Annotated in this window: 14 protein-coding genes; 12 read left to right on the top strand and 2 right to left on the bottom strand. The window is 41.6% G+C overall.

What is annotated here, in order from left to right; genetic code table 11:
- Window position 1: 1 nt before the first annotated feature.
- Entirely contained in the window at window positions 2–661 is a 660-nt protein-coding gene (locus AC6IZR_RS08075; RefSeq protein ID WP_497848415.1) for a prepilin peptidase, read from the bottom strand.
- A gap of 87 nt (window positions 662–748) precedes the next feature.
- Between AC6IZR_RS08075 and AC6IZR_RS08070 the strand changes: the two genes are divergently transcribed.
- Window positions 749–967 carry a YqgQ family protein gene (locus AC6IZR_RS08070; protein ID WP_003017930.1) on the top strand — a complete coding sequence of 73 codons (219 nt, stop codon included), beginning with the start codon at window positions 749–751 and terminating at the stop codon, window positions 965–967.
- Complete coding sequence (locus AC6IZR_RS08065; protein ID WP_070666476.1) at window positions 967–1350, top strand: rhodanese-like domain-containing protein; 384 nt, start codon at window positions 967–969, stop codon at window positions 1348–1350. The genes AC6IZR_RS08070 and AC6IZR_RS08065 overlap by 1 nt, the downstream gene beginning before the upstream one ends.
- Before the next feature lie 43 nt (window positions 1351–1393).
- On the opposite strand, the gene AC6IZR_RS08060 is transcribed toward AC6IZR_RS08065, so the two are convergent.
- Window positions 1394–2119, bottom strand: a complete 726-nt coding sequence (locus AC6IZR_RS08060) for a 16S rRNA pseudouridine(516) synthase (protein ID WP_497848414.1) — start codon at window positions 2117–2119, stop codon at window positions 1394–1396.
- A gap of 178 nt (window positions 2120–2297) precedes the next feature.
- Between AC6IZR_RS08060 and typA the strand changes: the two genes are divergently transcribed.
- The 10 genes from typA (at window position 2298) to AC6IZR_RS08010 (ending at window position 12537) form a co-directional block, all read left to right on the top strand.
- Entirely contained in the window at window positions 2298–4145 is a 1848-nt protein-coding gene (typA, locus tag AC6IZR_RS08055) for a translational GTPase TypA (RefSeq protein WP_003017941.1), read from the top strand.
- A gap of 23 nt (window positions 4146–4168) precedes the next feature.
- Window positions 4169–4423 (top strand): DUF3165 family protein, encoded by a 255-nt coding sequence (locus tag AC6IZR_RS08050; protein ID WP_003017963.1) that lies wholly within the window; start codon window positions 4169–4171, stop codon window positions 4421–4423.
- A gap of 83 nt (window positions 4424–4506) precedes the next feature.
- Window positions 4507–5856: a UDP-N-acetylmuramoyl-L-alanine--D-glutamate ligase gene (gene murD / locus AC6IZR_RS08045; RefSeq protein ID WP_497848413.1), complete on the top strand. Its 1350-nt coding sequence runs from the start codon at window positions 4507–4509 to the stop codon at window positions 5854–5856.
- A gap of 1 nt (window position 5857) precedes the next feature.
- The gene (locus AC6IZR_RS08040; protein WP_301356217.1) at window positions 5858–6940 is read left to right on the top strand and encodes a UDP-N-acetylglucosamine--N-acetylmuramyl-(pentapeptide) pyrophosphoryl-undecaprenol N-acetylglucosamine transferase; all 1083 of its coding nucleotides are present in this window, start codon (window positions 5858–5860) and stop codon (window positions 6938–6940) included.
- On the top strand, window positions 6924–8150 hold the full coding sequence (locus tag AC6IZR_RS08035; RefSeq protein ID WP_371507749.1) for a cell division protein FtsQ/DivIB: 1227 nt from the start codon (window positions 6924–6926) through the stop codon (window positions 8148–8150). Before AC6IZR_RS08040 ends, AC6IZR_RS08035 begins: the two co-directional genes overlap by 17 nt.
- Before the next feature lie 142 nt (window positions 8151–8292).
- Window positions 8293–9681 (top strand): cell division protein FtsA, encoded by a 1389-nt coding sequence (gene ftsA, locus AC6IZR_RS08030; protein WP_003017956.1) that lies wholly within the window; start codon window positions 8293–8295, stop codon window positions 9679–9681.
- 15 nt (window positions 9682–9696) lie between these two features.
- Complete coding sequence (gene ftsZ / locus AC6IZR_RS08025; RefSeq protein WP_003005955.1) at window positions 9697–10962, top strand: cell division protein FtsZ; 1266 nt, start codon at window positions 9697–9699, stop codon at window positions 10960–10962.
- Window positions 10963–10964: 2 nt separating this feature from the next.
- Window positions 10965–11633 carry a YggS family pyridoxal phosphate-dependent enzyme gene (locus AC6IZR_RS08020; RefSeq protein WP_070586406.1) on the top strand — a complete coding sequence of 223 codons (669 nt, stop codon included), beginning with the start codon at window positions 10965–10967 and terminating at the stop codon, window positions 11631–11633.
- A 9-nt stretch (window positions 11634–11642) separates the two neighbouring features.
- Window positions 11643–12272, top strand: coding sequence for a cell division protein SepF (locus tag AC6IZR_RS08015; protein WP_003005962.1), 630 nt, complete (start codon window positions 11643–11645; stop codon window positions 12270–12272).
- A 1-nt stretch (window position 12273) separates the two neighbouring features.
- A complete protein-coding gene (locus AC6IZR_RS08010; protein ID WP_003011858.1) occupies window positions 12274–12537 on the top strand; it encodes a YggT family protein in 264 nt (87 codons plus the stop codon).
- Window positions 12538–12542: the final 5 nt, after the last annotated feature.

Below are 12542 nucleotides of genomic sequence, written 5' to 3'. Positions count from 1 at the left end.
TTTATCTGCAAAATATCGTATAAAGCAGTAAAGCGTGATAACTGAGAAAGAGACAGGGAACAAAGGGAATCCGGTCTCTTTCTTTTTTGAGAGCAAAGACGAGAATGCCTAAGATGGATGCGATCTGAATGAGAAAGAGGATCTTGGTAGAGGAAAAGGTTAGCGAGAAGGTAGCGAGTAAGAGGAAATCCCCCGCCCCCATTCCAATAAAGAAAAAGTGAGCTCCGATCGCAAGGAGTAAAAAGACCAGCATGAGGAGATTACTACCAGATAAAAAGAGGGCCAAGGCGTGGAGACAGCACCAGATGACCAAGGGGTATTCCATAAAGCGTAGGTCATAGATGGCTAAGACGGCAGCTCCCAGTAGTGTTAGAAGTTGAGGCAGAGAAAGGAAACCATTGGCGTAGGCTAAAAAGAGCAGGCCACTCCAGACCTCAAAAAGGCAGTACCAAAATGGATAGGTCTGATGACAATAGCGACAGCGAAAACGATGCAGGAGTTGTGAGAGAATGGGGATGAGATCCCAAACGCCAAGGACGTGCTGGCAGTGATCGCAATGACTGCGAGGAGCGAGAATGGATTGGTTTGGGAAACGATCGACAACTAGTCCCAAAAAAGAGGCGATACAAGTACCGATGGTAAAAAAATAAAAGTTGATCATACTTATTTATTCGTAAAGCAATCGAAAAATTTCATCATTTGCTTGAAAATCTTGTAAAGCCTTTCTAAATTTGATACAATAATGAACATGAAAAACCTGTATGATGTTCAACAATTTTTAAAACGTTTTGGAATCATCATTTACGTAGGGAAGCGCCTCTATGACATCGAATTGATGAAAATTGAGCTTCAACGTCTTTATGATGCAGGCCTGATGGAGCGGCTCGATTATTTAGAAGCCGATACCGTTTTAAGAAGAGAACACAAGCAAGAATTAGAATTTTTGAAAAAGAGTGAGGTAGAGTGATGGGAAATATCATTGTTTGGTTGGCTATTTTAGGAGTATTTGGATGGATGGCGTTTAATTATTTCCGCATCCGTAAAGCTGCTAAATTTGTGGATAATGCGACTTTTGAAGAGCTGATTCGTCAAGGGCAGTTGATTGACTTGCGAGAGCCAGCTGAGTTTCATGCCAAGCATATTTTAGGAGCGCGCAACATTCCTTCTACTCAGTTGAAGTTGAGTCTTGCAGCCTTGCGCAAAGATAAACCGATTTTGCTTTATGAAAATAGCCGTAGTTCGCGTGTAACCAATGCGGCTCTCTATCTTAAGAAACAGGGCTATACAGACATTTATGTCTTGTCTTATGGTCTTGATTCTTGGAATGGGAAAGTGAAAAAAGACGCTTAATAAAAAGAGCTCTAACTGCACAAAGTGTGTGGTTAGAGCTTTTTTATCTCGTTTTTTCAAGAAAATCTTTGACCCATGTGAGCTCCACCTCATTCAAAGGCCGACTTTCTCCAGGAGCTAACTGAGGATCCAAGGTGAAGGGACCAAAAGATAAGCGTTTTAAGGTCATTACTTTGACCCCAATGGCTAAAAACATCTTTTTCACTTGGTGGTATTTTCCTTCTGAGATTCGGACCTGGGCCTTGCTGTAGCTGGGGGTACTTTCTAGAATGGTCAAGGAAGCCGGCTTGCAGATAGGACCGTCTGTGAATGAAATCCCATTCTGAAATTGCTCGATGTGGGCTGCATAAAGCGGACCATTGACTTCTACCTCATAGACTTTCTCCACATGGTATTGAGGATGGAGCAATTGAAAGCCTAAGGGACCATTATCTGTGAGGAGGAGAAGACCACTGGTATCGCGATCGAGGCGACCAAGTGGATAGAGGTCTGGGTACTCTTGCTGGGGGTCCACTAGCTCGATCACCGTTAGATGGTGGGCGTCTCTTTTGGCGGTCACGGCTCCAATTGGTTTATGGAGCATGTAGTAGTGGTGACGCGGTTCTTGAATGATCCGTTCCCCGATTTGAATCTGTTGGAGTCCAGGGTCGATGTTTTGGGATAGCTTTTGAGCTGGTAGGTGATCGACCAAGATTTGCCTTCGGGCCAAAAGTTGTTTGATGTCTTTACGAGCGTAGTGATGGTCTGCCATCAATTGATCTAATCTCATGGGAGCCTCTTTTTCTGAAATTCTTATCATCAGTGTATCATGAAAAGAAAAGGAAATCGAGTCGGAGAAAAGAAATGAAGATGAAAACATTTACAACTAGCTGAACTGTGTTTTTTAGATAGGACTGTGGTATAATTGTTCAGTTAGAAATATTATTTAAAATTTTATAGAGGAAATCATGACAAAATTAAGAGAAGATATTCGTAACGTTGCGATCATTGCCCACGTTGACCATGGTAAAACAACCTTGGTAGACGAATTGTTGAAACAATCGCACACCTTGGATGAACGTAAAGAATTGCAAGAACGTGCAATGGACTCAAACGATCTTGAAAAAGAACGTGGGATTACTATTCTTGCTAAAAATACAGCCGTTGCTTATAACGGAACTCGAATCAATATCATGGACACACCAGGACACGCGGACTTTGGTGGAGAAGTGGAACGGATCATGAAAATGGTGGATGGGGTTGTATTGGTCGTAGATGCCTACGAAGGAACCATGCCTCAGACTCGTTTCGTATTGAAAAAAGCCTTGGAACAAGATCTTGTTCCGATCGTTGTAGTCAACAAAATCGATAAACCATCTGCTCGTCCAGAAGAAGTTGTAGATGAAGTTCTTGAACTGTTCATCGAATTAGGTGCGGATGATGACCAATTGGAATTCCCGGTTGTTTATGCATCAGCGATCAACGGAACCTCTTCACTTTCAGATGATCCAGCTGATCAAGAGCACACAATGGCACCGATCTTTGATACCATCATTGATCACATCCCAGCTCCAGTTGATAACTCAGATGAGCCCCTTCAATTCCAAGTATCCCTGCTTGATTACAACGACTTCGTTGGACGTATCGGTATCGGACGTGTCTTCCGTGGTACTGTAAAAGTTGGGGACCAAGTAACTCTTTCTAAATTGGATGGAACGACTAAGAACTTCCGTGTTACCAAACTCTTTGGTTTCTTTGGTTTGGAGCGTCGTGAGATTCAAGAAGCTAAAGCGGGTGACTTGATCGCTATCTCTGGTATGGAAGATATCTTCGTTGGAGAAACGATCACACCGACAGATGCAGTTGAAGCTCTTCCAATCCTTCACATCGATGAACCAACGCTTCAAATGACCTTCTTGGTTAACAACTCACCATTTGCTGGTCGCGAAGGAAAATGGGTAACTTCTCGTAAAGTCGAAGAACGCTTGCAAGCAGAATTGCAAACAGATGTCTCTCTTCGTGTTGACCCGACTGACTCACCTGATAAATGGACAGTTTCAGGACGTGGGGAATTGCACTTGTCTATCTTGATCGAAACCATGCGTCGTGAAGGATATGAATTGCAAGTATCTCGTCCAGAAGTTATCATCAAGGAAATTGATGGAGTCAAATGTGAACCATTTGAGCGCGTACAAATCGACACACCAGAAGAATATCAAGGATCTGTTATTCAAAGCCTTTCTGAACGTAAAGGTGAAATGTTGGATATGATCTCAACTGGTAACGGTCAAACTCGCTTGGTCTTCCTTGTTCCAGCGCGTGGTTTGATTGGATACTCAACAGAGTTCTTGTCAATGACACGTGGTTACGGAATTATGAACCACACCTTTGATCAATACTTACCAGTGATTCCAGGAGAAATCGGTGGACGCCACCGTGGTGCTCTTGTTTCAATCGATAACGGAAAAGCAACGACTTACTCCATCATGTCTATCGAGGAACGTGGTACGATCTTTGTCAACCCAGGTACAGAAGTTTACGAAGGAATGATCATCGGGGAAAACTCTCGTGAGAACGACTTGACCGTAAACATTACGAAAGCAAAACAAATGACCAACGTTCGTTCAGCTACCAAGGACCAAACAGCGGTCATCAAGACTCCTCGTATCTTGACCTTGGAAGAATCTCTTGAGTTCTTGAACGACGATGAGTACATGGAAGTAACACCTGAATCCATCCGTTTGCGTAAACAAATCTTGAACAAAGCAGAACGCGAAAAAGCAAATAAAAAGAAAAAATCAGCTGCTGCTGAATAATACTGAAAGAAAGGAGAAACAAAATGGTCTATTTTATCTTAGGGATTTTGATTCTCCTTTTTTATCTTTTTATGACACCAAAAAGCATCCGTGGCACGTTAGATAGTGTGGTATTGGTTATTTTGATCGTCTCGATTATCGTTCTCACTTGCCTTGCTATTTTTCAAATTTTTCAATTACCATCTGAATTTTTTGTCGGTGCCTTTCTCGCCTCTATTGGTTATCTAGCTTTAGTGGATATTTCAAAAATGACAACCAAACAGAAAAATAAACGATGACGTGATTTTTAAAGCCCTTTGGGCTTTTTAATTTTGCTAAAAAAAGGTAAAATAGAGAGTGATAAAAATGGAGCGAAGAAATCATGAAATTTGTGAAACAATTTGAAAATAAAAAGGTTCTTGTATTAGGTTTGGCTAAGTCAGGCGAGTCAGCTGCCCGTTTGTTGGATCGCTTAGGAGCGATTGTGACCGTCAATGATGGCAAACCTTTTGAAGAAAATCCAGCAGCACAAAGTTTACTGGAAGAAGGGATTAAAGTTGTGACAGGAGGCCACCCTCTGGAGTTGTTGGATGAAGACTTTGCGGTCATGGTCAAAAATCCAGGAATCCCTTATACGAATCCGATGGTCGAAAAAGCGCTTGAAAAGGGTATTCCAGTCCTTACTGAAGTAGAATTGGCTTATCTGATTTCGGATGCGCCAATTATTGGGATTACAGGATCAAACGGAAAAACGACGACGACAACCATGATCGGGGAAGTCTTGACGGCTGCTGGTCAAGGTGGTCTATTGTCTGGGAATATTGGTTTTCCAGCCAGTCAAGTCGCACAAACAGCGACAGAAAAGGAAGTTCTGGTCATGGAATTGTCTTCTTTCCAATTGATGGGAATTGAAGCCTTCCATCCAGAGATTGCAGTGATTACCAACCTCATGCCAACCCATATCGATTATCATGGTTCTTTTGAAAATTATGTAGCCGCTAAATGGAATCTTCAAAAGAATATGACAGAAAAAGATGTCATTGTATTGAACTTCAATCAAGACTTGGCTAAGGAACTCGCTACAAAAACCAAGGCAAGGGTCCTTCCATTTTCTACAATCGAAAAGGTGGACGGTGCTTATTTGGAAGATGGACTTCTCAAGTTTAAGGGAGAAGTTGTTATGCGAGCAGATGAACTGGGGGTTCCAGGTAGCCACAATGTAGAAAATGCCTTAGCAACGATTGCTGTTGCAAAAGTCCGGGGTGTGGAGAATGAGGTCATTAAAGAAACCTTGTCAGCCTTTGGGGGTGTAAAACACCGCCTTCAATATGTGGATGAAATTCAAGGTGTCAAATTCTATAATGATAGTAAATCGACCAATATTTTAGCAACACAAAAAGCTCTTTCTGGTTTTGATAACAACAAGGTGATTTTGATTGCAGGAGGGCTCGATCGTGGCAATGAATTCGATGAATTGGTGCCTCATATTACAGGTCTAAAGGAGATGGTGATTCTAGGGGAATCAGCTCCACGAGTGAAACGCGCAGCCGATAAAGCAGGCGTCCCTTATGTCGATGCGACAGATGTAGCAGATGCTACAAAGAAAGCCTTCGACTTGGCTAGCCCTGGAGATGTTGTGCTACTAAGTCCTGCCAATGCCAGCTGGGATATGTATCCGAATTTTGAAGTGCGTGGGGATGAATTCCTTGCTACAGTAAAAGGGTTGAAATAAGATGAAAAAAATAATGTTTACTGGTGGGGGAACCGTGGGACATGTGACCCTTAATCTCCTCTTGATTCCAAAATTTATCGAAGATGGATGGGAAGTCCATTATATTGGGGACAAAAAAGGAATCGAATACCAAGAGATCAAAAAGTCTGGATTAGAGGTACGATTCCATTCGATTGCAACAGGGAAATTGCGTCGCTATTTCTCTTTCCAAAATATGATGGATGTTTTCAAGGTAGCTTGGGGAACGCTCCAGTCCATTGCAATCCTGCTTCGTGTGCGCCCACAAGTCCTCTTCTCAAAAGGGGGATTTGTATCGGTGCCACCGGTGATCGCAGCCCGTCTCACTCGTGTACCTGTCTATATCCATGAGTCTGATCTTTCTATGGGATTGGCCAATAAAATTGCTTATAAATTCGCTACCAAGATGTACACGACCTTCGAGCAAGCTCATGGTTTGACAAAGAGTGCGCATATCGGTGCGGTGACCAAGGTCACAGATCCTGTTTCTCCAACTTCAGAAGTTTTAGAAGAAAAAACAAAAGGATTTCGAAAAGAGTTGCCGACCCTTTTATTTGTCGGAGGATCAGCAGGTGCGCGTGTCTTTAATGAATTTGTGACAGAGCATCAAGCAGAGCTCTTGCAACAATACAATATCATCAATTTGACAGGCGATTCAACATTGAATCAGGCTGAGGGTGGCTTGTATCGAGTAGATTATGTAACCGATCAGTATTTGCCCATGCTCCAGAAGGCCGATTTAGTGGTGACTAGAGGTGGGGCCAATACCTTGTTTGAACTCTTGGCCATGAATAAACTCCACCTGATTGTACCGCTAGGAAAAGAAGCCAGCCGTGGCGATCAGATTGAAAATGCCCAGTATTTTGTGGATAAAGGTTATGCAGAGCAATTGCAGGAAGATCAATTGACGCTCGAAACCTTTAATGAAACCATTCAAGAAATGTTGAAGCAAAGCCAAGTCTACCACCAAGCAATGGAAAAATCGACGGAACTCCTTTCACTAGACGATTTTTATGGCCTGCTTCAAAAAGATATCAGTAAGGGAAAAGATGACGGACGACAATAAAAAAACACCAACGGATGACAAAATTACAGAATTGTCAGCCTGGCAAAAAAGAAATAAAGAATATTTAGAAAAAAAAGCCTTAGAAAAAACGGAAGAGTCTAAAGCTGTGGAAACTGAAAGAGAAGAAGCAAAAGAAAACGAAGATCTTTCAGAAAAAGAAATAGCTTCTGTCTCAGAGGAAGAAACTGACGAAATAAAAGAGTCTGAAGAGGAAAATAAATCTGAAGTCGAAGAGGATCCAGAAACGGATGGGGAAAGTTCAGATGGAGAAAAATACGATCCAGCTATAGAGGAGCTAGATCATTTAGAGAAGCAAGTGAAAAAGCCTTCATTTTTTGAACGCTTGAAGACGAAAAAATCGAAGAAGGAACCGGCAGTGGCAAAACGTCATATCTATCGTGCCCTTCCTGTTTTAGGGATTAGCTCGTTGGTTGCACTTCTTTCTCTTTATTTCTTAAGTCCTTTATCTACACAAAAAGTGATTGAATTTTCTGGAAACAAAGTGGTTGATCAGCAACAATTGTATAAAAAAAGCCAGATCAAAGAAGAAGATTATACTCTGACGACCTTTATTCATAAGTCGATTTATGAACAGAATATGAAAGCAGCTAGCCCGTGGATCAAAGAAATACATATGAATTATCACTTTCCAGTGACCTTTAAGGTCAATGTGACAGAACATAAAGTGGTTGCTTATTATGTTACGGGAGAAGATCACTACCCAGTATTAGAAAATGGTGAGGTGGTTGAAATAGTCACTCCAACGTCTGAATTACCGTCTTCTTATATTAGTTTGAAGTTTTCAGATCGGGAATTGATTAGACAATTTGTAAAAGAAATGTCGTCCATTTCCTCTTCAATCACCAATGGTATTGTTTCTGTTGATTTGACACCTAGTAAGGTAACGAAGGATCTGGTGACTATTACCATGAAAAATGAAAATAAAATCTTGATTCCTATTTCGCAAATTAACCGAAAACTTTCTTACTACAAGGCTATCAGTAAACAATTGGATGATGCTTCAACTATTGATATGGAAGCAGGAATTTTCAGCTATAGCGAACAATCGATCGCGGATGCGAAAGAGCAGGCTGAAAAAGAGAAGGCCGAAAAGGAGAAAGCTGAAGCTTCCGAAAACCAAGGGGAACATTCTGAGGAATCAACGCAAGAGTCAAATACAGAGGGACAGAATCCTTCAGGAAATGACTAAAGCCCATAAATTATCTCAAATAATTAAAGAAAAAATGTCCATTTTAGGCTTCTTTGTGATATAATGAAGTTTGGATAGTTCTAACCAAAAGGGCTATAAATAGATGTAAAGTGAAAACAAATAAAGAGAGAGGACTGGTGTAATGGCTAGAGACGGCTTTTTTACAGGTTTAGATATCGGTACTAGTTCAATAAAAGTATTGGTGGCAGAACATGTCAACGGAGAAATGAATGTAATTGGAGTCAGCAATGCAAAAAGTGCTGGCGTCAAAGATGGAATTATAGTAGATATCGAAGCTGCTTCAACTGCAATTAAAAATGCAATCAGCCAAGCTGAAGAAAAAGCAGGGATTTCAATCAATCTAGTCAATGTTGGGTTGCCTGCAAACTTACTACAAATCGAAGCAACTCAAGGAATGATTCCAGTCACAAGCGATTCGAAAGAAATCACAGATGCAGATGTTGAAAATGTTGTCAAATCTGCACTCACAAAAAGTATGACACCGGATCGTGAGGTAATCACCTTCATTCCTGAAGAATTCACAGTAGATGGTTTCCAAGGAATTCGCGATCCACGTGGAATGATGGGAATCCGACTTGAAATGCGTGGACTTCTTTATACAGGGCCACGTACCATTTTGCACAATTTGCGTAAAACAGTTGAACGTGCAGGCTTACAAGTTGAAAACATCATTATTTCACCGCTTGCGATGATCAAAACAGTCTTGAACGAAGGTGAACGTGAATTCGGAGCAACAGTGATTGATCTGGGTGGTGGCCAAACAACAGTAGCATCTGTTCGTAGCCAAGAACTTCAATTTACAAATATTTACCAAGAAGGTGGCGATTACGTTACCAAAGATATTTCTAAGGTATTGAAGACTTCTCAAAAATTGGCGGAAGGCTTGAAGTTCAACTACGGTGAAGCCTATGTTCCATCTGCTGGAAACGAAGTATTCCATGTAGAAGTCATTGGTGAAGTAGAGCCAGTTGAAGTTACAGAAAAGTACTTAGCTGAAATCATTTCGGCACGTATCAAACACATTTTTGAGCAAATCAAACAAGATCTCGAGAGAAGACATTTATTGGATCTTCCTGGAGGTATTGTGATTATCGGTGGAGGTGCGATCCTTCCTGGTGTTGAAGAATTGGCTCAAGAAGTCTTTGGTGTAAATGTAAAATTATTTGTTCCAAATCAAATTGGAATTCGCAATCCAGCCTTTGCCCACGTGATTAGTTTGTCTGAATATGCAGGCAATTTGACAGATGTGGACATTCTTGCTCAGGCTGCTGTGCATGGAGACCAACGTCTTCGCCAGCAACCAATTCAATTTGATCGACCAGCTCAACCTCAAGCACAACCGCAACCTGCTATTCCAGCACAACCGGTAGTACCAGCTTACAATGCTGAAAAGATCGAATCTCCAGTAGCTGCACCAGAAATTCCTGCAGCGAATAGTGATAGCAATCAAGAACAAAAAGCTACATTCACAGACCGAATGAAAAATTTAATCGGTAATATGTTTGATTAAGGAGTGTAAGTATTTATGACATTTTCATTTGACACAGCAGCGGCACAAGGTGCAGTAATTAAAGTAATCGGTGTCGGTGGCGGTGGCGGTAACGCCATCAATCGTATGATTGACGAAGGCGTTGCCGGTGTAGAATTCATCGCAGCTAATACAGATGTTCAAGCACTTTCAAGTGCAAAAGCTGAAACAGTTATCCAATTGGGTCCAAAATTGACTCGTGGATTGGGTGCTGGAGGTCAACCTGAAGTTGGTCGTAAGGCAGCTGAAGAAAGCGAAGAAGTATTAACAGAAGCTTTGCAAGGTGCAGACATGGTCTTCATCACTGCAGGGATGGGTGGTGGATCTGGTACAGGTGCTGCACCAGTCATCGCTCGTATTGCCAAAGCTGTAGGTGCTTTGACAGTAGCAGTTGTCACTCGTCCATTCGGGTTTGAAGGTTCAAAACGTGGCAACTTCGCTATTGAAGGGATCAACGAACTTCGCGAACATGTAGATACATTGTTGATTATTTCTAATAACAACTTGCTTGAAATTGTAGACAAGAAGACACCGCTTCTTGAAGCTTTGAGTGAAGCAGATAACGTTCTTCGTCAAGGTGTTCAAGGGATCACTGACTTGATCACAAGTCCTGGATTGATCAACCTTGACTTTGCAGACGTGAAGACTGTTATGGAAAACAAAGGAAATGCCCTCATGGGTATTGGTGTTGGTAGCGGTGAAGAACGCGTTATCGAAGCGGCTCGTAAAGCCATTTACTCTCCACTTCTTGAAACTACAATTGATGGTGCAGAAGACGTGATCGTCAACGTAACAGGTGGTTTGGATATGACATTGATCGAAGCTGAAGAAGCTTCAGAAATTGTGAACCAAGCTGCAGGTCACGGAGTGAATATCTGGTTGGGTACATCTATTGATGAATCTCTTAAAGATGAAATCCGCGTGACGGTTGTTGCAACTGGTGTCCGTCAAGACAAGGTAGAACGCGTTAGCGGAATTGCTTCCTCACAACGTCCTTATAAAACAGGACCACGTGAACAACGCCCACAAGCTGCACCATTTGACCGTGAATTTGATTTGAAACAAGATGTTGAATTGCCAACAACTCCAAGTCGTCCAGCGGTAGAACCAAACCGTGGCTCAGCCTTTGGTGATTGGGATATTCGTCGTGAGAATATCGTTCGCCAAACTGAACCAACATCAACACATCAAGTTGATCGTTACGTAGATTCATCTTCAGATGATGATGAATTGGAAACACCACCATTCTTCCGGAATCGTTAATCATGAATCTGGTAGAGAATGCTGATCTTGTCCGGCAACAAGTAGAAACAGCAAGAAACAAAGCTAACCGTCAAGATCAAGTTAATGTGATAGCCGTCACCAAGTATGTGGATGTTGCCACAGCAGAAGCACTGGTGAAAACAGGTATCCAACATATTGGTGAAAATCGTGTCGATAAATTCCTAGAAAAGTATCAAGCTCTAAAAGAGTATGACCTCACTTGGCACTTGATTGGGAGCCTACAACGGCGGAAAGTAAAAGACGTGATCAATCTCGTCGATTACTTTCATGCCTTGGATTCGGTGAAGCTGGCTCAAGAAATTCAAAAGCGAGCAGAACACCCGATCAAGTGTTTCCTCCAAGTGAACATTTCTGGTGAAGAAAGTAAGCATGGATTTGCACCCGATGAACTGGATGATGTTTTAGCGGAAATTGCACAGCTGGACAAAATTGAAATTGTTGGTTTAATGACGATGGCTCCTTTTGAGGCTAGTCAAGAAGAGTTGCAGGATATTTTTTCAAAAACTCACCAACTTCAGAAACAACTAGAAAAGAAACAATTAAAAAATATGCCTTTTTCAGAACTAAGTATGGGTATGAGTCGTGACTTTGAAGTAGCCATTGCGAACGGAGCGACTTATGTAAGAATTGGGACATCATTTTTTAAATAGGAAAGAACTATGTCATTAAAAGATAAATTTAACAACTTTATTGACTACTTCACAGAAGACGGTGAAGAAGTAGAAGTTCGCGAGGCAAAAGCAGCTGGGGCGGAAACACAACCAGTTCCACAGCCACAGCCGACTCCTCAAGTGACTTCTCCACGTCCACAGATTAGTCAAAGAGAACCAGTAAAACCAAAACCGACTCCTGTCGCACCTGTTACGACTCCAGTGTCTACAGCGGCAGTGAAGGAACCTGTTTCAACAACGAAAAATACATCTGAAAATATTACTCGCTTGCATGAACGTCAACGTGAATTGGCTGCTAATCGTGCGAATACAGATGAAAAGATTACCATTGATGTACGCTATCCCCGCAAATACGAGGAAGCGACTGAAATTGTTGATCTATTACTATCTAATGAGAGTATCTTGATTGACTTCCAATATATGACTGAAGTACAAGCACGTCGTTGTTTAGATTATTTGGATGGGGCTCGTTATGTTTTAGCAGGAAATCTTCGTCGTGTTGCAAGTACCATGTACTTGTTGACTCCAATTAATGTAGTCGTTAACATTGAAGATATCCGCCTTCCAAATGATGTGGAAGTGACAGAATTTGACTATGATATGAAACGTAATCGTTAAGATGGTTATCTTTCAATACTTATCCAATATCATTCAAATCTATTCCATCATTCTTGTCATCTATGCCTTACTATCTTGGTTCCCTGGGGCACCTCAGAGTACTCTTGGACAAATGGTTCACCGCCTAGTTGAACCATTTTTGAGCCTTTTTAGAAAGTTACCATTGCAGTTTGGGGGCTTGGATTTTACAGTTCTAGTAGCACTTTTGGTCTTGAACTTGATGAATCAGTTATTAGCCCGCTTGTTCCTACTTTTGATTGGATAGAATAC

Source organism: Streptococcus mobilis, from assembly GCF_059727625.1.
Note: the sequence above shows the minus strand (reverse complement) of the source record. Positions and strands in the feature narration are given on the sequence as shown.

Coding starts and splice junctions, on each gene's coding strand:
- AC6IZR_RS08075 (WP_497848415.1), bottom strand. CDS start 661: ATGATCAACTTTTATTTTTTTACCATCGGTACTTGTATCGCCTCTTTT.
- AC6IZR_RS08070 (WP_003017930.1), top strand. CDS start 749: ATGAAAAACCTGTATGATGTTCAACAATTTTTAAAACGTTTTGGAATC.
- AC6IZR_RS08065 (WP_070666476.1), top strand. CDS start 967: ATGGGAAATATCATTGTTTGGTTGGCTATTTTAGGAGTATTTGGATGG.
- AC6IZR_RS08060 (WP_497848414.1), bottom strand. CDS start 2,119: ATGAGATTAGATCAATTGATGGCAGACCATCACTACGCTCGTAAAGAC.
- typA (WP_003017941.1), top strand. CDS start 2,298: ATGACAAAATTAAGAGAAGATATTCGTAACGTTGCGATCATTGCCCAC.
- AC6IZR_RS08050 (WP_003017963.1), top strand. CDS start 4,169: ATGGTCTATTTTATCTTAGGGATTTTGATTCTCCTTTTTTATCTTTTT.
- murD (WP_497848413.1), top strand. CDS start 4,507: ATGAAATTTGTGAAACAATTTGAAAATAAAAAGGTTCTTGTATTAGGT.
- AC6IZR_RS08040 (WP_301356217.1), top strand. CDS start 5,858: ATGAAAAAAATAATGTTTACTGGTGGGGGAACCGTGGGACATGTGACC.
- AC6IZR_RS08035 (WP_371507749.1), top strand. CDS start 6,924: ATGACGGACGACAATAAAAAAACACCAACGGATGACAAAATTACAGAA.
- ftsA (WP_003017956.1), top strand. CDS start 8,293: ATGGCTAGAGACGGCTTTTTTACAGGTTTAGATATCGGTACTAGTTCA.
- ftsZ (WP_003005955.1), top strand. CDS start 9,697: ATGACATTTTCATTTGACACAGCAGCGGCACAAGGTGCAGTAATTAAA.
- AC6IZR_RS08020 (WP_070586406.1), top strand. CDS start 10,965: ATGAATCTGGTAGAGAATGCTGATCTTGTCCGGCAACAAGTAGAAACA.
- AC6IZR_RS08015 (WP_003005962.1), top strand. CDS start 11,643: ATGTCATTAAAAGATAAATTTAACAACTTTATTGACTACTTCACAGAA.
- AC6IZR_RS08010 (WP_003011858.1), top strand. CDS start 12,274: ATGGTTATCTTTCAATACTTATCCAATATCATTCAAATCTATTCCATC.